Raw genomic sequence first — 19,671 nt, forward strand, 5'->3', positions numbered from 1 at the left:
GACGTGCTCGTCATCGATCGGCACGAGCCCGATCGAGACCGCGGTTATGAATCGCCAACCGATCTTCCCGTCAGTTTTCGGGGCCTCAAACGCGCGTCCAAATTCGATTCGCAAGGTCGACGGCTGCCAATAGCTGCACGCCGTCGCAGTTCGACTCGCGCATCTCGGGGCCATACCTCGACCGATGCCAGCCGATCCCCGGTCGCCGATATGCTCCCCGGTGCCTGCGACTGCTCTCGAACGGTGGTGCGCAATCATCCCGTGGAAACGATCTCGGGAAGGCGCGAATCCGCACTGCGGTCGACGACGGTCAAGCGGCCGTCGGCGGCACTCGGACCGGTTCGCGGCTGAAAGTAAATCGTCAGGATCAGCGGGAGCATTTTGTCGTACCAATATAGCTTAAAGTAACTGAAAGCGCGCTTCGATGGGAACCCGCATTCGTGTTGTGGCGCCCTCGGCTTCCGCCATTCACGCACGCGGTCCGACCGCGCGTCATGGGCCGCCGTCGCGCCTCGCGCGAACACTTGCGTCTCAAGCGGGATACGTGAGGCAGGCGGCGCCAACCGCCACCGCCGCGCAGGCAGCGAAGCGCCGCCCGCTCGGCTTCTCGCCGAGCCACGCCCAGCCGATCAACGCCGAAAACACGATGCTCGTCTCGCGCAGCGCGGCGATCGGACCGACCGGACCGCGCGACAGTGCGTCGACGACCGCCGCGTAGCTGATGAGCGAGATCAGCCCGCCCGCCGCGGATTTCAGCAATTCGCCGCGCGTGAAGCCGTTGCTTAAACGGCGGCCGAACAGGAAGAACATGGCCGGCATCGCGATGCCGTAGACGATGAAGACCCACGCCGCGTACGCGAGCGGATCGCCCGCGATGCGCGAGCCGACGCCGTCGACCGTCACGTAGCCGCCGATGAAAAGCGCGGTGACGAGCGCGGCGGCGAACGAGCGCAGATGAATCCGCGACCGGCCGAGCGTGAGGCTCGCGATGCCGCCCGATACGAGCGCGACGCCCGCGAGCGACGCGCCGCCCAGGCGCTGGCCCGCCCATGCGTAGCCGCCCAGCGTGACGAGCAGCGGCACCGTGCCGCGGACGACCGGATAGACCTGGCTGAGCGCCGCGCCCTGATACGCGTACGCGAGAAACACGCTGTAGCCGACCTGCAGCGCGGCGGACGCCGTCAGATATGGCCAGCTCGCACGCGCGGGCAACGGCAGCAGCGCCGCGCAGACGGCGGCGGCGGCGGTCGTCGCGAAGCTCATCATGGTGATGCTCCACAGACGGTCCGCGCCGCTTCTCAGCAGCGCGTTCCACGTCGCGTGCAGGATCGCCGCGAACAGGACGAGCGCGATGACAGACGGCGTCATCGGCGCGCGCCGGGCAGAACGGAAATCACGGGAAACACGGAAAGCGCGGCCGCGGCGCGGCGACCGGCGAGCTTCGGACAAACCATGGCGGACCTCATTCCTACGCCGGCATTACCCGGATCAGGTTTAGGGGTCGTTCCTTGCGCGGAACCTCTCAGCCGATCGTCCGGCTCCCCCTGATGGCCCGGCTATTATCGATAAGAACCCGGCGGCGGGCAAGCCGATGCGGGCGGTCCGGTCGCCCTATGCGGCCCCCTCGGCCGGCGCGACGGAATGGCTGGCCGGGGGCGGTTCGCAACGCCCGCTGTCGCGATGCCGGGATGCCGGGACGACCCGATACCGCGACGCGCGGCGCAAGCCGCTCACGGTCCACGGTCGATGAGAAATACGATCGGATCGATCGCATCGACCATGTCGCGCCGCCCGCCGTCGCGCGTCGGCGGCGGCCGGGCGATGCCGGCATAATGACCGTCGACGCCCCACTTTTCCCGTCCGTGGCCGCCATGACGCTCGCCATCGTCGCCCTGAACCTGATCGGCTTCTTCATCGAGCTCGCCGATCCCGACCGCGTGCTCACGCTGTTCGCGCTGTGGCCGCCGCGGCTCAGCACGGGCGCCGCGGCCGGCGCGCCGGCGTTCCATGCCTGGCAAATCGTCACGTACAGCGCGCTGCATGCGGGGCTGTCGCACCTGATCTTCAACATGCTCGGGCTCGTCATGTTCGGCCGCGACGTCGAGCGCTCGCTCGGCCGCGCGCGGTTCGGCACGCTCTATCTCGCGAGCGTCGTCTGCGGCGCGCTCACGCAGCTCGTCGTCGCCCGCTATACGGCGGCGGGCGCCGCGCCGACGATCGGCGCGTCGGCCGGCGTGTTCGGCGTGCTCGCCGCATATGCGCTGCTGTATCCGTCGCGCCGCGTCGTGCTGCTGTTTCCGCCGATTCCGATGCCCGCGTGGGTGTTCGCACTCGTCTACGCGGGCGTCGAGCTGCTGCTCGGCGTCGCCGGCGCGGCCAGCGGCATCGCGCATTTCGCGCATCTGGGCGGGATGTTCGGCGCGCTCGTGCTGATGCTGTTCTGGGCGCGGCCGCGAAGGGAATGGCCGATCGAGTAAGGGGTAGCGACGGGCGGCTTGCCGGCGCGCCGCCCGCGATCGATCGCGCGGCCGGCGGCGCGTGCGCGGCGTTGGCCGCACCGGCGCGGCGCACCCCGGGACGATTGCGGCAACGAGCGCTTCGTCATGCCGTCGACGCTCGCGCCGCGCCCTTTCCGTGTGACATCGCCGCCGCGGATATCCGCCGATCCGATCGGGCGCTCACCTCGCTTCGCGAACCGTTGCTTCGCGAACCGTTTCGCGCCGCCCGACGCGTGCGACGAGCGCACGGTCGCCGATACGGCCGCGTCACTGCGGCACCGAATGATCGGCCTTGTCGGCGCCTGTCGGCAGCGTCGGCGGATCGGGATCGTCTTCGCCCCGCTTCGCCGCGCTCCCGCCTTGCTCGCCCGATTTTCCCGTTTCGCCGGTTTCGCCTTCCAGCAGCGGCTCGTCGTTCACGAGTCGCACGAGCATCTCGTGATCGACCACCTCGTGCTTCAGCAGATACTGCGCGATCCGTTCGAGCGCGTCGCGCCGCTCCTTGAGCGTTCGCGACACGCGATCGTGCGCTTCGGCGAGAAGCCGCTGGATCTCGTCGTCGATCCGCGTCGCGGTGCTCTCGCTGCAGCGCTCGCCGCCCGGCTGCCAGACGACGGGCAAGAGTCCGCGGCTGTCGGCGTCGCCGAACGTCGCGAGGCCGATCCGCTCGCTCATCCCGTAGCGAGCGACCATGTGCCGCGCCATCTCGGTCGCGCGCTCGAGGTCGTTCTCCGCGCCCGTCGACACGTCGCCGAACACGATCTCCTCGGCGACGCGCCCGCCGAGCAGCACGTCGAGCCGGTCGAGCAGCTCGCTCTTCCTGAGCACGTAGCGGTCCTCGGTCGGCACCTGCTGCGTATAGCCGAGCGCCGCGATCCCGCGCGGGATGATCGACACCTTCTTCACCGGATCGCTGTGCGCGCGGGTCTGCGCGATCAGCGCGTGCCCTGCCTCGTGATGCGCGATCGTGATCTTCTCCTGCTCGCTCATCACGCGGCTCTTGCGCTCCATGCCGGTCATCGCGCGGTCGATCGCCTCGTCGAAGTCCGACATGTCGATCGCCGGCTTGTCATGCTCGGCCGCGTGCAGCGCCGCCTCGTTGACGATGTTCGCGAGATCCGCGCCGACAAAGCCCGGCGTGCGCGACGCGAGCTCGCCGAGATCGACGTCCGGCGCGAGCTTCACCTGCTTCACGTGGACCGACAGGATCTGCCGCCGTCCGGTCACGTCCGGCCGGTCGATCGCGATATGCCGGTCGAAGCGGCCCGGACGCAGCAGCGCGGGATCGAGAATCTCCGGACGATTGGTGGCCGCCATGATGATGACGCCCGAATTCGCCTGGAAGCCGTCCATCTCGACGAGCAGCTGGTTGAGCGTCTGCTCGCGCTCGTCGTTGCCCGACATGACGCCCGCGCCGCGGACCTTGCCGATCGCGTCGAGCTCGTCGATGAAGATGATGCACGGCGCCTTCTGCTGCGCCTGCTCGAACAGGTCGCGCACGCGCGCCGCGCCGACGCCGACGAACATCTCGACGAACGACGAGCCGCTCGTCGAGAAGAACGGCACGCCCGCCTCGCCCGCCACCGCCTTCGCGAGCAGCGTCTTGCCGGTGCCGGGCGCGCCGACGACCAGCACGCCCTTCGGAATCTTGCCGCCGAGCCGCTGGTAGCGCGCGGGCGAGCGCAGGAACGCGACGATCTGCTGGAGCTCGGCCTTCGCTTCGTCGATGCCGGCGATGTCGTCGAAATCGATGCCGGTTTTCGCTTCCATGTAGACGCGCGGCTTGCTCTTGCCGACGCCCGACCAGTCCTGCAAGCCGCCGCGCGGGCGCCGCAGCATCAGGTTCCAGACTATCGCGAATATCGCGATTGGCACGACCCACGACGCGAGCGTGCCGATCCACGTGTCGTCCTCGGCGCCGCGGTAGCGGGTGCCCGTCGCGGCGAGCGTGTCGATCAGGTGGTCGTCGGTCACGCGCTTCGTCGTGAAGCGCCACGGCGCGCCTGCGCGCTTGACCGCCTCGGCGTCCGACGCCGGCAGCGCGGCCGCCGCCGCGCTGCCGCGCAGCACGCCGGTGATCCGCGTCGGGCTGACTTCGAGATCGTCGACCTGCGCGGCCGCCACGAGCTTGCGGAAGTCGCTGTACGCGATCGGCGTCGCGGGCGCGGACAGCGTCGCGAGTTGCAGCGCGAGCAGCACCATGAACACGAGCACGACGACGAAGCCCAGGTATCCTGTTTCGCTCTTCATCGGGATTCCTCGGCGTGCGGTGGGCGATACGGGGGATCGGGAACGGCGGACGCGCTACGTGGCGTCGCGCATCCAATGCGCGCGCAGCACGTCCTCACCTTCACGATAGTCGATCGCGAGGTCGCCGCGATGCGCGTGCACGAGCGCCTCGCTCAGCCGGTAAACGAGATGCGAGCCCGTCGTTCGGACGACCGTGCGCGCCGGCAGCGCATCGATCGACAGGATGCGTTCGAGCGGACGATCGTTGCGCTCGTCGCCCGCCCGATGGCGCAGCAGCGCGACGATGTCGTCGCGATGGCGTGCGAAATAGCCGCCTTCGAGCACGAGTTCGCCCGCCGGCGCGTGCTCGCGGATTCGCCGGCACGCGGGGCACGCGATCTGCGTGAGCGCGCCCGCCGCCGCATGCCAGGTCCAGCGGCCGTCGTCGTACAGCGCGCCGCATTCGCTGCAGCCCATCCCGCTCTTCAGGCGCGCCGGCGCGCCGTAGCTGTCCATCGCATGCGCGCGCGGCTCGTGATCGCGGCGCTGCTTCATCGCCGCATAGAGTTCGTTCGATCCGTAGATCATCGTCTTTCCTTGTCGATATGTCGGACGTTTCGCGCGCGGCGCCGGGCGGTCGGCGGCGGCATGCGCGGGCGTCGTCGGAATCGTCGGAATAGCGGCGCGCGGCATGCGCGCAAGCGCGCGATGTACATCAGCGAGCATCGGCGATCGCCCGTGCCCGCGATTGACGCCGATCAACGGTCGGTGAAATCGTGCTGCCATACGCGCACCGATTGCTACGTATTCATGGTCAATGCGTGAGGTGCTCGTGCGGTCCGCTCGGTTCCTGCCGTTGCGCGCGCAAATTGTCTTTCCTCTTTCCATTACGCAGCCGATTGGTCAGTCGTGCGGCGCCGCACAAATTCCGGCCGTCGCGGCGCGCCAGGCGCTCACGGCTAAACCGGAATCGCCCGCCACGGCACGTCGCACGATGCGACGTGCGGGAAAAAGCCCTGCGAATCGTCGCAGTAGTGCCACGCGGACACCGGCGGCAGACCGCTCGGCACGGGCAGCGGCACCTGCACGATCTCTGCGGGCAGAACGTACGTCGGGTACGGATAGACGGGCTCCGGAAAGAGGTACCCGACGCCGCCGACGACCCACCACCACGCGTAGCGCCACTGTGCCAGCCGTGCGACCCGTGTCCGCCGCGCCATCGGAAGCTTTCGTGCGGCGCGAAGCGGCCGAAGTCGCGGCCGTGGAAATCGGGATGGCCGCGGAACGACGGACGCCGTGAAAACCCGAATGCCCCTGGAATCGAGGTTGGCCGTGGAATCGAGGATGGCCGTAGGATCGAGACTACCCGTGGAACCGGGGCTCGCCGTGGAAACCGCCCGCGCGGCCGCCGTGGTCCTGCGCGCTCGCGTGCGCCGCAGCCAGCACGCACGCGAGCGCGACGCCGGACGCAAGCATCGCGCGCGATATCGACGAGAGGTTCATCGCATCCCCCGAAACGCGAAACGGGATACGGACAACGTAGCGCGCGGCCTGCCCGGCCGCTCGACGTGCATCGACGACGCACGATGCCGCGCGCCGCCAAGGCCTGTTCACGCTAACGACGGATCTCAGTCGAGCGACTTCCGGAGGCGCAGCACGCTCAGTCCCAGCATCGCGCCGCCGAGGAGCGCCATCGCGGCGAGCTGCGGCCACAGCACCGCGAGTCCCGCGCCGCTCAGGAATGCCCCGCGCATCACGACGAGGAAGTAACGCAGCGGATTCAGATAGGTCAGCCACTGCAGCACGCGCGGCATCGCGGCGATCGGAAACACGAAGCCGGACAGGATGAAGATCGGATTCACGAGAAAGAAGTTGAGCGCGAACGCCTGTTGCTGCGTGCGCGAGAACGTCGACAGCAGCAGCCCGAGGCCGAGCGTCGCGAGCAGGAACAGCGTAACGCCCGCCAGCATCACGAGCCAGCTTCCGACGAACGGCACATGGAACCAGCCGATCCCGAGCGCCGCGACGAGCGCGACGTCGCCGAGCCCGATCAGGAAGAACGGCACCGTCTTGCCGAGGATGAACTCGACGGGCCGGATCGGACTCACCATGATCTGCTCGAGCGTGCCGACCTCGCGCTCGCGCACGACCGCGAACGCCGTGAGGCTCACGACCTGGATCAGCGTCAGCGTGCCGACGACGCCCGGAATGAAGAACCAGCGGTCGTCGAGGCCCGGATTGAACCACGGCCGCTCGCGCAGCGACACGCTCAGCGCGGGCGGCGCCGCGCCCGCGTTCGACGGCCACGCGCGCATCGTCCAATCGGCCTGGAACTGCGCGACGATCTGGCTCGCGTAGCCGAGCGCGATCAGCGCGGTGTTCGAGTTCGTGCCGTCGACGATCAACTGCAGCGGCGCAGTCTGCCCGCTGCCGAGAGACTGCGCGAAGCCCGCATGGATCACGATCGCGAACTCCGCGCGGCCGCCGTCGATGTCGCGGCGGATCGCGTCGTCGCTCGCCGCATCGTCGACGATGTCGAAGCGCCCGGTCGCGACGAAGTGCGACACGAGATCGCGGCTCGCCTGGCTGCGGTCGAGATCGAGCAGCGCGGTCGCGACGTGGTTGACGGTAAATGTCGCCGCATAGCCGTAGATGATCACCTGCAGCAGCAGCGGCACGACGAGGCGAAACAGCGCCCCGCGGTCGCGCTTCAACTGCAGGAACTCCTTGATCAGCATCGATTGCACGCGGTCGAACATGGCGGCTCCGTCGGACGCGGCGCGTCAATCGAGATGCTTGCGGAACGCCCGCACGCTGAGCCAGCCGATCACGAGCGCGTACAGCGCGAGCGCCGCGAACGGCGCCGCGACGTTCGAAAACGGCCCGCCCTTCAGAAACACCGAACGCAGGATCGTCACGTAGTAGCGCGCGTAGACGACGAGCGTCACCGCCTGGATCGGCACCGGCATCTGCTCGATCGCGAACGCGTAGCCGGAGAGCATCGTCGTCGGCAGCATCGTCAACAGCAGCGCGACCTGGCTCGCGCCGAGCTGGCTGCGGATGCGCACCGACATCAGGTAGCCGATCCCGAGCACGACGAGCGTGAAGAGCGCGGTCGTCGCGATCAGCGTGAGCACGCTGCCGCGAAACGGCACGCCGAACCAGTAGACGGTCGTCAGCAGGCAGAACGCCGCATCGACGAAACCGATCGCGAAATACGGGATCACCTTGCCGAGCATCAGCTCGATCGGCGCGACGGGCGTCGAGATCAACTGCTCCATCGTGCCGCGCTCCCACTCGCGCGCGACGGTCAGCGACGTGAGCTGCGCGCCGACGAGCGCGAGGATCACCGCGACGACGCCCGGAATCACGAAATTGCGGCTGTCGAGCCCCTCGTTGAACCATACGCGCGGCTCCGGATCGACGGTGCCGGCCGTTTGCGCGAGCACGCCGTGCGCCGCCTGCCAGCGCGCGTTCAGGTCCGCGCCGAACTGCGCGACGATGCCGCGCGCGTAGCCGATCGCGATGTTCGTCGTGTTGGTGTCGGTCGCATCGAAGATCGTCTGCACCGATGCCGCGCCGCGCGTCGCGACGGTGCGCGAGAAGTCGACCGGCACGACGACGGCCGCGACGCACGTGCGCCGGTCGACGGCCGCGCGCAGCGCGGCCTCGCTGCCGAGCGTCCGCACGCCTGCGAACCAGCCGGACGACACGAAGCGGTCGATCAGTTCGCGGCTTTGCTGGCTGCGCTCCTCGTCGTGCACGCAGAGCGGCACGTGACGAATGTCGAGGCTCACGCCATAGCCGAGCAGCGCCATCTGCATCAGCGGCATCAGGAGCGCGATCGCGAGGCTGCGCGGATCGCGCCAGATCTGCAGCGTCTCCTTGTACGCGATCGCGATCAGGCGCCTGACGCTCATGCCGCGCTCCGCTTGCGCCGCTCGACGCGCGCGACGAGCTGCACGAACACGTCCTCGAGGCTCGGGCGGATCGGCTGCGGCTCGCCCGCTTCGATGCGCGCGGCGGCGAGCGCGTCGCGCAGCGCGCCCGCCTGCGCGCCATCGGCGACGAGTACGTGCAGCCGGTCGCCGAAGATCGACGCGTCGAGCACGCCGCGCGTGCCGCGCAGCACGGCGACCGCCTCGCCGAGCGGCGCGCACGCGAGCTCGAACAGCGCGCCGCCCAGTTCGCGCTCGCGCAGCTCGCCGGGGCTGCCGATCGCGATCAGCCGGCCTGCGTCGATCAGCGCGATCCGGTTGCAGTACTCGGCCTCGTCCATGTAGTGCGTCGACACGAGCACTGTCACGCCGTCGGCCGCGAGCCGGTGGATCAGATCCCAGAAGCGCCGGCGCGCCTGCGGCTCGACGCCGGACGTCGGCTCGTCGAGAAACAGCACGGGCGGCCGATGCAGGATCGCGCAGCCGAGCGCGAGCCGCTGCCGCCAGCCGCCCGCGAGCGTGCGCACGAGCGTGTCCTCGCGCCCTTCGAGGCCCGCCATCTCGATCGCGAAACGGATCCGCTCGTCGAGCGCATCGCGCGGCACCCGGTAGATGCCGGCGAAGAAACGCAGGTTTTCGCGGCACGTCAGATCGCCGTACAGCGAGAATTTCTGCGACATGTAGCCGATGTGCGCGCGCACCGATTCGGGCTCGGTGCGCACGTCGAAGCCCGCGACCGTCGCGCTGCCCGCGCTCGGCGCGAAGAGTCCGCACAGCAGCCGAATCGTCGTCGATTTGCCCGCGCCGTTCGGGCCGATGAAGCCGACCACTTCGCCGCGCGCGATCGACAGGTCGAGCGCGTCGACCGCGGTGAACGCGCCGAAGCGCTTCGTCAGGCCGCGCGCGACGACGACGCCGTCCGGCGCGGCCGCGTGCGCGTGCACGCTCGCATTCGCATTCGCGTTTGCGCTCGCGGCGGCGTCGGCGCCCGGCGAGCCCACTGCGGGCGGTTTCGTCGCGCGCGTCATCCCGCGTCTCCGACGAGCGCGACGAACGCGTCCTCGATGCCGGGCTCGATCGCGGCAATTGGCGCATGCGCGATCCCGCGCGCCGCGAGCCGCGCAGCAAGCTCGGGCGAGCGCCGCTGCGCGTCGTCGACCCGCACGTGCACGCGATCGCCCATCAGCAGCGCGCCGAGCACGCCGGGCGTATCGGCGAGCGCGTCGCGGATCGCACGCGGATCGCCGCCGCCCACCGCGACGAGCGCGCCCCGCATCGACTGCTTCAGCCGCTGCGGCGTATCGCACTGCCGCACGACGCCCGCGTGCAGCAGCGCGAGCCGCGAGCAGCGCTCCGCCTCGTCCATGTACGCGGTCGACATCACGATCGTCACGCCCTCCTCGCGCAGCCGGTACAGGATCGCCCAGAAGTCGCGCCGCGACACCGGATCGACGCCCGTCGTCGGCTCGTCGAGCAGCAGCACGTTCGGCCGGTGGACCAGCGCGCAGACAAGCCCGAGCTTCTGCTTCATCCCGCCCGACAACTGGCCGGCGAGCCGCCGCCTGAACGGCTCGAGGCCCGCCGCGGCGAGCAGCTCGGCGAGATCGGCGCGATAGCGCGCGCGCGGCACCTCGAACAGCTCGCCGTAGAAGAACACGTTCTCGTCGACGGTCAGGTCCTCGTACAGCCCGAAGCGCTGCGGCATGTAGCTGAGCGCGATCTTCGCGCGCTCGGGGTCGGCGATCACGTCGATGCCGCCGAGCTCGATGCGGCCCGCGTCCGGACGCAGCACGCCCGCGAGCATCCGCATCAGCGTCGTCTTGCCCGCGCCGTCCGGGCCGACGAGCCCGAAGATCTCGCCGCGCGCGACCGCGAAGCTCACGTCGCGCACCGCGTCGAGCGTGCCGAAGCGGCGCGCGACATGCTCGACGCGCACGGTCGGCTCAACCGAGGCTCCGGCGGCATCGGGCGCGCTCATCGGCCGCTCGCGATCGCCGCGATCGTCGCGTCGGCGGGCATGCCGGGCAACAGCTCGTGCGTCGGGTTATCGATGTCGATGCGGATCCGGTAGACCTGCGTGATCCGCTCCTCATGCGTCTCGACCGTTTTCGGCGTGAACTCGGCCTGCGGCGACACGAAGCTGATCCGTCCGCGGTAGACGGCGGACGGATACGCGTCGGTGCGCACGTCGACCGGCTCGCCGATCCGGATGCGCCCGACGTCGGGCTCGTTCACGTACGCGCGCAGCCACACGTGATCGAGCTCGGCGATCGTGAAGATCGCGACGCCCGGCCCCGCGAGCTGGCCGAGCTCCGCGTGCCGCACCGAGATCACGCCGTCGAACGGCGCGGCGAGCTCCGTGTACGACAGCGTCGTCTCGTCGAGCTTGCGCTTCGCCTGCGCGGCCGTCACGTTCGCGGCGGCGAGCGCGACGTCGTTGCGCGCGGCGGCGAGGAGCGCCTGGTCGCGCGCGAGCGCCGCGGCGGACTGGCGCGCGGCTGTCTGCGCGAGGTCGCGCGATTGCTGCGACACCGCCGATTGCCGCGCGAGCGTGTCGGCGCGCGCGAAGTCGCGCTGCTTTTCGGCCAGGTCGAAGCGGTCGCTGACGACGCCGTGCTCGAGCGCCGCGACGTTGCTGCGGTTCGCTTCGACCTGCGCGGTCTGCACGTCGACGTTCGCGCGGTCGATATCGGTCTGGCGCCGGTACAGGCGATCGTCAACGCGCGCGAGCACGGTCCCGCGCGCGACGCGTGCGCCTTCGTCGAACGGCAGATAGACGATCGGCGCCTGGACCTGCGTGAAGCTCAGCACGCTTTCGTGCGCCTCGATGTTGCCCGACACGACGATCCGCGACGGCGGCTCGCGCGGGCCGAACAGCGCGGGCCAGCGCAGCGCCGCATAGCCGAGCGCCGCGACGGCGGCGGCGGCGAGCGCGACGGCCAGCGTGAGGCGAAGGCGGCGGTTGTGCGGCATCGTGAGGAGCGGCGGCGGGGCAATGCGACCACTCTACGTTCGCGGTCGCGGCGATCTTTGACGCGGGTCAACGGCCGTGCCGGCGCCGGTACGGGTGGCGAGCGCGGCGCCCGTCGTCCGGCGTCGCGACAGAAGCGGCTCCGTGTGTTTGCGTCGATCGGACGAATGGCGGCGTTATCTTGATCGCATCCTGCGGCGGCATGCGCGTTGTGGCATGGGCGAACGTTCGCCGTGCATGCTGCGTCGCCACACGACATCACGCCCCGCAAAGCCATGCGAATGCCAACCGCGCCTACACTGAACACGGCAACGAAGCGCGACGGCGAAGGACGACAGGATGCCGCGCCGCAACATCCGGACGTCTTGTCCGCCTTGCAGCCGCCCGCATCGGTACGCTTCGCCGCCGGCCGGATTCGGCGCTTGCGCTTCGGCCGCTCCGACTCGAAGCATCACTCGATTGCAATTCATCTTGACATCAGTCAATGTAACGTTTTAGTGACGCACGACGGCCGCCGCAAATGACGCCGACCGTCCGGCGAACCGGCGGGGCCCACATCCCCGCGATACCGGCGCGGAACGCGCGCCGAGCCGCGACGCGGCGCAGCGCATGCGCCCGGCCCGCCAGAACACAAAACGGAGACACCCCAGATGGCGCGTTACGACACGATCATCCAGAACGGCCTGTGGTTCGACGGCACGGGCGCCGAGCCCCGCGCGCGCGACCTCGGCATTCGCGACGGCCGCGTCGAGACGGTGTCGGACGCGCCGCTCGCGGCCGACGGCGCGAACGTGATCGACGCGGCCGGCAAATGGGTGATGCCCGGCTTCGTCGACATCCACACGCATTACGACGCCGAGATCCTCGTGTCGCCGGGGCTGCCCGAATCGGTGCGGCACGGCGTGACGAGCGTCTTTCTCGGCTCGTGCTCGCTGTCGACGGTCCACGCGGACGCGCTCGACTGCACCGATCTCTTCAGTCGCGTCGAGGCGCTGCCGCGCGAGCAAATGCTCGCGGTGCTGTCGCGCGTGAAGACGTGGGACACGGCGGCCTCGTACGTCCGCCATCTCGAATCGCTGCCGCTCGGCCCGAACGTCGCCGCGTTCCTCGGCCATTCGGATCTGCGCACGTACGTGCTCGGACTCGGGCGCGCGGTCGACGACCGCGTGCGCCCGGACGAAGCGGATCTGCAACGCATGGAGCGGCTGCTCGACGACGCGCTCGACGCGGGCTTTGTCGGACTGTCGTCGATGACGACGCCGTGGGACAAGCTCGACGGCGAGCGCTACCGGTCGAAGTCGCTGCCGTCGACGTTCGCGACGTGGCGCGAGTACCGGCGCCTGAACCGCTTGCTGCGCCGCCGCGGCCGCGTGCTGCAAAGCGCGCCGAACACGACGAATCCGCTGAACGGCCTGCTCTTCATGGCCGAGAGCTGCGGCTACTTCGTGCGCAAGCCGCTGCGCACGTCGCTCCTCGTCGCGGCTGACAGCAAGGCGGCGCCGCGCGGCACCATCGACGTGCTGCTCGGCGGCGTGCGGCTCGCGAACGCGCTCTTTCGCGGCGAGCTCGTCTGGCAGCATCTGCCGGTGCCGTTCGAGGTCTATGCGGACGGCATCGATTTCGTGATCTTCGAGGAATTCGGCGCGGGCCGCGCGGCGCTGCATCTGAACGACGCGCTCGAGCGCAACAAGCTGCTGCAGAACGAAGGCTACCGGCGCCAGTTCCGCAAGCAGGTCGCCAAGGGGCTCGACTTGCGGCTCTGGACGCGCGATCTGTACGACACGCGGATCGTCGGCTGTCCGGACGAATCGGTCGTCGGCAAGTCGTTCGGCCAGGTCGCGGACGCGCGCGGGATCCATCCGGCCGATGCGCTCCTCGATCTCGTCGTCGCCTACGGCCAGAAAGTGCGCTGGTGCATGACGATCGCGAATCACCGCGCGGACGTGCTCGACCGAATCGCGACGAATCCCGCGTTGCAGATCGGCTTCGCCGATTCGGGCGCGCATCTGCGCAACATGGCGTTCTACAACGCGCCGGTGCGCTTCCTGCGCCGCGTGCGCGAGGCCGAGCGCGCCGGGCGGCCGTTCATGTCGATGCACCAGGCGGTGCATCGCGTGACGGGCGAGCTCGCCGCGTACTTCGGAATCGACGCCGGCACGCTGCGCGCCGGCGATCGCGCGGATATCGCGATCGTCGCCCCCGAGCATCTCGACGCGTCGGTCGACGCGTATCACGAGGAAGACATGGCCGCGTTCGGCGGGCTGCGCCGGCTCGTGAACCGCAGCGGCGCGGCGATCGCGGCGACGCTCGTCAACGGACAGATCGTGTATCGCGACGGCGCGTTCGCAGACGGCTACGGCGAAACGCGGCGCTCGGGGCAGTTCCTGCGCGCGGCGACGCGCTAGGCGCGCACGAGCGCGTTGCCGGTTCGCGAGAAGGCCGGCTGCTTCGTCTTTTTTCGTTCGGCATGCGGTCGCGACCCTCGCTTCGACGCAGCCGCACGAATCGGGCAATGGGCAATGGGCAACGGGCGACGGCCGGCGCGGTGCGCCCGGCGTTCCGGTTCCTCGCGCACCAAGGGCGCACCACGTGCGCTACGCGGCGGCCCATCGATCAGCGTCGTCAGCGTGCGCGCCGCTTGTTGCGGCGCAATGGCGTCAGGCGTTCGCGTTCGGATCGAGCGTCGACCGCGGACGCGCTCGATGAGCCGCGAGGCGCTCGGTCATTCGTCGCGCGAAGGCGCGGCCGCCCTTTCCTGCCGCGCACCGCCGGCGCATGACCGAATCCGATACGCGCAGCGCCGCGCGCCGACCGGAATGTGCTCGACGCGCTCGATCGACAGCGCATCGCCGAGCATCTCGCGAAAGATCTCGAGCTCCGACCTGCAGAACCCCTGGCACGCGGTCGCGGCCGCGCAGATCGGACAGTGATTCTCGATGAAGAGCCAGCCGTCGCCGTCGGGCGCGCGCGACCATTCGGCGAAATAGCCTTCCCTGTCGCGAAGCTCCGCGAGCCGCGCGATCCGCGTCTCTGGGTCGGTCACGCCGGCGAGCGTCTGCGCGTACGTGCGGCGCATCTCCGTCTCGCGCGCGGAGATCAGGAGATCGAGCGTCGGCTGGCCGAGCGTCGTGCGGATGATCCGGATCAGGTCGACCGTCACGTCCGCGTGCGCGTCCGGGAAATGGCCGTGGCCGAGCGTCGTGAGCCGCCAGACCCGCGCCGGCCGCCCGACGCCCTGCGGCACGTTCTCCGCCTCGACGAGCCCGTCCGCCTCGAGCTTCTTCAACTGCTGCCGCGCGGCCTCGGCGGTCGTGCCGAGATACGTGCCGAGCTCGGCCGCCTGCAACGGGCCGCGCCGCTTCAGCACGTTCAGCACGCGCTCGGAAACCGGAATTTCCTGCTTCGAAAAGATATCGTCCATCGCCGCATTATCAAACGCCCGGCTTGCGCAATGCAACGATCGCGCGATCCGGTCAGCTAAATCACCCGTATAAATCAAGGATATGCTTGACTTATTCCGTCGTCAGACAAATCATGTCCGCGATTCTTACAAAATAACTGAGAGATTTCCATGGGCCGTCGGCTATTGCTTGCATTGGCGCTGTTGGCGTTCATTTTCGGTGGGCTCTTTCTGTGGCGGGAAAGCCGCGTGCAGGCCGCCGATCATCCCCCCGCTCCCCCACCTCCGCTGACGGTCTCCGCCGTCTCCGTGCGCGCCGCGCCCGAGCGCGTGACGCTCGACGCGGTCGGCTCGCTCGACGCGGTCCGTCAAGTGACGCTCGCGCCCGAAGTGGCCGGCCGCGTCGTCACGCTGCATTTCGAGGCCGGCACGACGGTCCGCAAGGGCCAACTGATCGTCCAGCTCTTCGACGAGCCGGAGCGCGCGAAGCTCGCGTCGATCCAGGCGAAGGCGGCGTTCGCGAAGCGCCAGCTCGACCGCTCGCGGGCGCTCGCGCAAACGGGCGCCGAGCCGCGCAACATCTTCGACCAGCACCGCTTCGACTTCGACGCGGCCGCGGCCGACATCCGCGAGACGCAGGCGGTGATCACGCAAAAGGCGGTGCGCGCGCCGTTCGACGGCGTGCTCGGCCTGCGCCGCGTGAACCTCGGCCAATATCTGAACGCGGGCGATGCGATCGCGACGCTGACCAATCTCGATTCGCTGTACGCGAACTTCACGGTTCCGCAGAAGAACCTGAGCCAGTTGCGCCTCGGCCAGAACGTGTCGATCGCGACGGACGCGTATCCGGACCGGGCGCTCGTCGGCCGCGTGACCGCGATCGAGCCGCAGGTCGGCTCCGAGACGCGCAACGTCGCCGTGCAGGCGACGCTCGCGAACCCCGATCATCTGCTGCGCCCGGGCATGTATATCCAGGCGCGGCTCGAGCTGCCGCCGCGCGAGCGCGCGCTGACGGTGCCCGATACCGCGGTGCAGACGTCGCAGCGCGGCGAATCCGTGCTCGTCGTCGGCAAGCCGGGCCGCGACGGTCTCGGCGTCGTGCGGCTGCAGCCCGTGCGCACCGGCCGGCGCGCCGACGGCCGCATCGCGATCGCCGAGGGCCTGCGCCCGGGCGACGTGGTCGTCACGTCGGGCCAGGTGAGGCTCGCGGCGGGCGACAAGGTGAAGGTCGCGCTCGAGGACGGCGCATCGTCGGGAGCCGAGCAATGAACGCCGGCACGCCTCACGATTCGGGCGCAACCCGCGCGCGCTTCACGGACGTATTCGTCCGCCGTCCGGTGCTGTCGCTCGTGCTCAGCCTGCTGATCCTGCTCGTCGGCCTGCGCGCGCTGATGTCGCTGCCGGTGCGGCAATATCCGGCGCTCGAGAGTGCGACGATCAGCGTCGAGACCGACTACCCCGGCGCGTCGCAGGACCTGATGCAGGGCTTCGTGACGACGCCGATCGCGCAATCGATCGCGACGGCCGACGGGATCGAGTACATCACGTCGACGACCACGCAGGGCAAGAGCGTCGTGAAGGCGCGGCTGCGCCTGAACGCGAACGCGGACCGTGCGATGACCGAGGTGATGGCGAAGGTCCAGCAGGTGAAATACAAGCTGCCGGCCGACGCGTACGACTCGGTGATCACGAAGCTGACCGACGCGCCGACCGCGGTGATGTACCTCGGCTTCGCGAGCGACACGCTGTCGATCCCGCAGATCACCGATTACGTGGTGCGCGTCGCGCAGCCGCTCGTGACGACGGTGCCGGGCGTCGCGTCGGCCGAGATCCTCGGCGGCCAGAACCTCGCGATGCGGGTCTGGCTCGACGCGACGCGGCTCGCCGCGCACGGGCTGTCCGCGGGCGACGTGGCCGCGGCGATCCGCGCGAACAACGTGCAGGCGGCGCCGGGCCAGGTCAAGGGATCGCTCACGATCGCCGACATCTCGGCGAACACCGATCTGACCGACGTCGGCGCGTTCAACGAGATGGTCGTGAAGCACGATCCGAACGGCGGCGGGCTCGTGCGGCTGAAGGACGTCGCGACGGTCGAGATCGGCGGCGAGAACTACAACTCGAGCGCGCTGATGAACGGCCGGCGCGCGGTGTACATCGCGGTCAACGCGACGCCCGCCGGCAATCCGCTGGAAATCGTGCGCGGCGTCGACGCGGTACTGCCCGCGATGGAGCGCAACAAGCCGGCGAGCATCCAGATCGCGAACATGTTCGATGGCGCGCGCTTCGTCAACGCGTCGATCGCCGAGGTTCGCTCGACGCTCACCGAGGCGATCGCGATCGTCGTCGTCGTGATCTTTCTGTTCCTCGGCTCGTTCCGCGCGGTGATCATCCCGGTGCTGACGATCCCGCTGTCGCTCGTCGGCTCCGCCGCGCTGATGCTCGCGGCGGGCTTCTCGCTGAACCTGCTGACGCTGCTCGCGATGGTGCTCGCGATCGGGCTCGTCGTCGACGATGCGATCGTCGTCGTCGAGAACATCCATCGGCACATCGAGGAAGGCGAGCCGCCCGTGCGCGCGGCGCTGATCGGCGCACGCGAGATCGCGTCGCCCGTGCTCGTGATGATGGCGACGCTGATCTCCGTGTACGCGCCGATCGGGCTGATGGGCGGCCTGACCGGGTCGCTCTTCAAGGAGTTCGCGTTCACGCTCGCGGGCGCGGTGCTCGTGTCGGGGATCGTCGCGCTCACGCTGTCGCCGATGCTCGGCTCGCTGCTCTTGACGAGCAAGATGTCGGAAGGCCGCGTCGCGAAGGCGATCGAGCACACACTCGAACGCGTGACGCAAGTCTACCGCCGCGGCCTGCACGCAAGTCTCGCCGCGCGGCCGGCGATCCTGCTGATCGGCGTCGGCGTGCTGGCGGGCATCGTGCTGCTCTTCTCCGGCGTGAAGCGCGAGCTCGCGCCGCAGGAAGACCAGGGCTCGATCATGGTCGCGGTGAAGGCGCCGCAGTACGCGAACCTCGATTACATGGAGCGCTACGCGCCGGACATCGAGCGCGTGTTCCGCACGCTGTCCGAAGCCGACACGAGCTTCATCCTGAACAGCTACGGCGGCAGCAATCTCGGCTTCGCCGGCGTGAACCTCGTCGACTGGGAAAAGCGCACGCGCAGCGCGTCGACGCTGCAGGCGCTGATCCAGGCGCGCGGCGACCAGATCCAGGGAGACCGCGTGTTCGCGTTCCAGCTGCCGGCGCTGCCCGCGTCGAGCGGCGGGCTGCCGATCCAGATGGTGCTGCGCTCGCCGTCGGGCTTCGCGGACCTCTACGCGCAGATGGACCGGACCAAGGCGGCCGCGGCGAAGAGCGGCCTCTTCGCGGTCGTCGACAGCGACCTGACGTTCGACAGCCGCGCGGTCGGCGTGACGATCGACCGCAATCAGGCGAACACGCTCGGCGTGACGATGAAGGACATCGCCGACACGCTGGCCGTCCTCGTCGGCGAAAACTACGTGAACCGCTTCAACTTCAAGGGGCGCTCGTACGACGTGATTCCGCAGGTGTCGCGCGGCGAGCGGCTGTCGTCGGAGATGCTGAGCCGCTACTACGTGAAAACGGGCTCCGGCCAGATGATTCCGCTGTCGACGGTGATCCGCGTGACGAACGGCAGCCAGGCGAACGCGCTCAGCCAGTTCAACCAGATGAACTCGGCGACGTTCTCCGCCGTGCCCGCGCCCGGCGTGACGATGGGCGAGGCCGTCGCGTTCCTCGAGGCGCAGAAGCTGCCGGCCGGCTTCTCGATCGACTGGCTCGGCGAATCGCGGCAATACGTGCAGGAAGGCAACCGGCTCGCCGTCACGTTCGGCTTCGCACTGATCGTGATCTTCCTCGTGCTTGCCGCGCAGTTCGAGAGCCTGCGCGATCCGCTCGTGATCCTCGTGTCGGTGCCGCTGTCGATCTGCGGCGCGCTCGCCCCGCTGTACCTCGGCTTCGCGACGCTGAACATCTATACGCAGATCGGGCTCGTCACGCTGATCGGCCTGATCTCGAAGCACGGCATCCTGATGGTCAGCTTCGCGAACGACCTGCAGCGTCACGACGGGCTCGATCGCCGCGCGGCGATCGAGCGCGCGGCGGCGGTGCGGCTGCGGCCGATCCTGATGACGACGGCCGCGATGGTCGCGGGCCTCGTGCCGCTCGTGCTCGCGGCGGGCGCCGGCGCGGCGAGCCGCTTCGCGATCGGCATCACGGTGTCGACCGGCATGCTGGTCGGCACGCTCTTCACGCTGTTCGTGCTGCCGACCGTCTACACATTCGTCGCGAAGGACCACGGCGCGGCCATGCGCAGCGAGCGCGCGCAACTCCTCGCGGCAACCCGATAACCATGGACGACACCATGCATCGCTCCTCTCACGAAACGGCGGCGGCCTCGCGCCGTCGCCGCCGCACACGCGACGCCGCGGCTTTGGCCACGCGCTCGGCGATCCGTTCGACCGCACTCGCGCTCGCCGTCTTCGCGACGGGCTGCACGCTCGCGCCGCGCTACGAGCGTCCGGCCGCGCCCGTGTCGGGCGCGTTCCCGACCGACGGCGTCTACGCCGCGCAGCCGGGCGCCGCGTCCGGCGCGCGCAGCGCGAACGG

The 19,671-nt window shown here is 69.6% G+C and carries 15 protein-coding genes, 1 pseudogene and 1 riboswitch; of the genes and pseudogenes, 5 read left to right on the forward strand and 11 right to left on the reverse strand.

Going from position 1 to position 19,671, the window contains the following annotated elements; all coding sequences use genetic code 11:
- Positions 1-531 precede the first annotated feature (531 nt).
- On the reverse strand, positions 532-1,368 hold the full coding sequence (locus WS62_RS13590; RefSeq protein WP_066571451.1) for a DMT family transporter: 837 nt from the start codon (positions 1,366-1,368) through the stop codon (positions 532-534).
- A gap of 80 nt (positions 1,369-1,448) precedes the next feature.
- Positions 1,449-1,555, reverse strand: a riboswitch (TPP riboswitch).
- A 316-nt stretch (positions 1,556-1,871) separates the two neighbouring features.
- On the opposite strand from WS62_RS13590, the gene WS62_RS13595 reads away from it, so the two are divergent.
- Positions 1,872-2,477: a rhomboid family intramembrane serine protease gene (locus WS62_RS13595; protein ID WP_066571476.1), complete on the forward strand. Its 606-nt coding sequence runs from the start codon at positions 1,872-1,874 to the stop codon at positions 2,475-2,477.
- A gap of 288 nt (positions 2,478-2,765) precedes the next feature.
- Here the strand turns inward: WS62_RS13595 and ftsH are convergent, their stop codons facing one another.
- The 9 genes from ftsH to WS62_RS13635 form a co-directional block, all read right to left on the reverse strand.
- Positions 2,766-4,748, reverse strand: a complete 1,983-nt coding sequence (ftsH, locus tag WS62_RS13600; protein WP_066571453.1) for an ATP-dependent zinc metalloprotease FtsH — start codon at positions 4,746-4,748, stop codon at positions 2,766-2,768.
- A gap of 54 nt (positions 4,749-4,802) precedes the next feature.
- Positions 4,803-5,315, reverse strand: coding sequence for a BCAM0308 family protein (locus WS62_RS13605; RefSeq protein WP_066571477.1), 513 nt, complete (start codon positions 5,313-5,315; stop codon positions 4,803-4,805).
- Positions 5,316-5,686: 371 nt separating this feature from the next.
- Positions 5,687-5,947: a hypothetical protein gene (locus tag WS62_RS13610; RefSeq protein WP_231748283.1), complete on the reverse strand. Its 261-nt coding sequence runs from the start codon at positions 5,945-5,947 to the stop codon at positions 5,687-5,689.
- A gap of 142 nt (positions 5,948-6,089) precedes the next feature.
- Positions 6,090-6,230 carry a hypothetical protein gene (locus tag WS62_RS37415; protein ID WP_197422829.1) on the reverse strand — a complete coding sequence of 47 codons (141 nt, stop codon included), beginning with the start codon at positions 6,228-6,230 and terminating at the stop codon, positions 6,090-6,092.
- A gap of 125 nt (positions 6,231-6,355) precedes the next feature.
- Positions 6,356-7,486 carry an ABC transporter permease gene (locus WS62_RS13615; RefSeq protein WP_066571455.1) on the reverse strand — a complete coding sequence of 377 codons (1,131 nt, stop codon included), beginning with the start codon at positions 7,484-7,486 and terminating at the stop codon, positions 6,356-6,358.
- Positions 7,487-7,510: 24 nt separating this feature from the next.
- Positions 7,511-8,647: an ABC transporter permease gene (locus tag WS62_RS13620; RefSeq protein ID WP_066571457.1), complete on the reverse strand. Its 1,137-nt coding sequence runs from the start codon at positions 8,645-8,647 to the stop codon at positions 7,511-7,513.
- Positions 8,644-9,693 carry an ABC transporter ATP-binding protein gene (locus tag WS62_RS13625; RefSeq protein ID WP_197422828.1) on the reverse strand — a complete coding sequence of 350 codons (1,050 nt, stop codon included), beginning with the start codon at positions 9,691-9,693 and terminating at the stop codon, positions 8,644-8,646. Before WS62_RS13625 ends, WS62_RS13620 begins: the two co-directional genes overlap by 4 nt.
- Positions 9,690-10,643, reverse strand: a complete 954-nt coding sequence (locus WS62_RS13630) for an ABC transporter ATP-binding protein (RefSeq protein WP_066571459.1) — start codon at positions 10,641-10,643, stop codon at positions 9,690-9,692. Before WS62_RS13630 ends, WS62_RS13625 begins: the two co-directional genes overlap by 4 nt.
- Positions 10,640-11,638 (reverse strand): HlyD family secretion protein, encoded by a 999-nt coding sequence (locus tag WS62_RS13635; protein ID WP_066571461.1) that lies wholly within the window; start codon positions 11,636-11,638, stop codon positions 10,640-10,642. The genes WS62_RS13630 and WS62_RS13635 overlap by 4 nt, the downstream gene beginning before the upstream one ends.
- Positions 11,639-12,286: 648 nt before the next feature.
- Between WS62_RS13635 and WS62_RS13640 the strand changes: the two genes are divergently transcribed.
- Entirely contained in the window at positions 12,287-14,041 is a 1,755-nt protein-coding gene (locus WS62_RS13640) for an N-acyl-D-amino-acid deacylase family protein (RefSeq protein WP_066571462.1), read from the forward strand.
- A 317-nt stretch (positions 14,042-14,358) separates the two neighbouring features.
- Here the strand turns inward: WS62_RS13640 and WS62_RS13645 are convergent, their stop codons facing one another.
- Positions 14,359-15,057 (reverse strand): helix-turn-helix transcriptional regulator, encoded by a 699-nt coding sequence (locus WS62_RS13645; protein ID WP_066571463.1) that lies wholly within the window; start codon positions 15,055-15,057, stop codon positions 14,359-14,361.
- A 150-nt stretch (positions 15,058-15,207) separates the two neighbouring features.
- Here WS62_RS13645 and WS62_RS13650 point away from each other — a divergent pair, with 150 nt between their 5' ends.
- The 3 genes and pseudogenes from WS62_RS13650 to WS62_RS36360 all read left to right on the forward strand — a co-directional run.
- A complete protein-coding gene (locus WS62_RS13650) occupies positions 15,208-16,305 on the forward strand; it encodes an efflux RND transporter periplasmic adaptor subunit (RefSeq protein ID WP_066571464.1) in 1,098 nt (365 codons plus the stop codon).
- Positions 16,302-19,412 carry an efflux RND transporter permease subunit gene (locus WS62_RS13655; RefSeq protein ID WP_066571465.1) on the forward strand — a complete coding sequence of 1,037 codons (3,111 nt, stop codon included), beginning with the start codon at positions 16,302-16,304 and terminating at the stop codon, positions 19,410-19,412. Before WS62_RS13650 ends, WS62_RS13655 begins: the two co-directional genes overlap by 4 nt.
- A gap of 14 nt (positions 19,413-19,426) precedes the next feature.
- Positions 19,427-19,671: pseudogene (locus WS62_RS36360) on the forward strand (multidrug transporter); the annotation flags it as partial.

Origin of the sequence: Burkholderia sp. ABCPW 14, from assembly GCF_001523835.1 — a bacterium.
GTDB classification, from domain to species: Bacteria; Pseudomonadota; Gammaproteobacteria; order Burkholderiales; family Burkholderiaceae; genus Burkholderia; species Burkholderia mayonis.

Excerpts from the sequence above, each read along its gene's own strand:
- WS62_RS13590 (WP_066571451.1), bottom strand. The coding sequence starts at position 1,368 with ATGACGCCGTCTGTCATCGCGCTCGTCCTGTTCGCGGCGATCCTGCAC.
- WS62_RS13595 (WP_066571476.1), top strand. The coding sequence starts at position 1,872 with ATGACGCTCGCCATCGTCGCCCTGAACCTGATCGGCTTCTTCATCGAG.
- ftsH (WP_066571453.1), bottom strand. The coding sequence starts at position 4,748 with ATGAAGAGCGAAACAGGATACCTGGGCTTCGTCGTCGTGCTCGTGTTC.
- WS62_RS13605 (WP_066571477.1), bottom strand. The coding sequence starts at position 5,315 with ATGATCTACGGATCGAACGAACTCTATGCGGCGATGAAGCAGCGCCGC.
- WS62_RS13610 (WP_231748283.1), bottom strand. The coding sequence starts at position 5,947 with ATGGCGCGGCGGACACGGGTCGCACGGCTGGCACAGTGGCGCTACGCG.
- WS62_RS37415 (WP_197422829.1), bottom strand. The coding sequence starts at position 6,230 with ATGAACCTCTCGTCGATATCGCGCGCGATGCTTGCGTCCGGCGTCGCG.
- WS62_RS13615 (WP_066571455.1), bottom strand. The coding sequence starts at position 7,486 with ATGTTCGACCGCGTGCAATCGATGCTGATCAAGGAGTTCCTGCAGTTG.
- WS62_RS13620 (WP_066571457.1), bottom strand. The coding sequence starts at position 8,647 with ATGAGCGTCAGGCGCCTGATCGCGATCGCGTACAAGGAGACGCTGCAG.
- WS62_RS13625 (WP_197422828.1), bottom strand. The coding sequence starts at position 9,693 with ATGACGCGCGCGACGAAACCGCCCGCAGTGGGCTCGCCGGGCGCCGAC.
- WS62_RS13630 (WP_066571459.1), bottom strand. The coding sequence starts at position 10,643 with ATGAGCGCGCCCGATGCCGCCGGAGCCTCGGTTGAGCCGACCGTGCGC.
- WS62_RS13635 (WP_066571461.1), bottom strand. The coding sequence starts at position 11,638 with ATGCCGCACAACCGCCGCCTTCGCCTCACGCTGGCCGTCGCGCTCGCC.
- WS62_RS13640 (WP_066571462.1), top strand. The coding sequence starts at position 12,287 with ATGGCGCGTTACGACACGATCATCCAGAACGGCCTGTGGTTCGACGGC.
- WS62_RS13645 (WP_066571463.1), bottom strand. The coding sequence starts at position 15,057 with ATGGACGATATCTTTTCGAAGCAGGAAATTCCGGTTTCCGAGCGCGTG.
- WS62_RS13650 (WP_066571464.1), top strand. The coding sequence starts at position 15,208 with ATGGGCCGTCGGCTATTGCTTGCATTGGCGCTGTTGGCGTTCATTTTC.
- WS62_RS13655 (WP_066571465.1), top strand. The coding sequence starts at position 16,302 with ATGAACGCCGGCACGCCTCACGATTCGGGCGCAACCCGCGCGCGCTTC.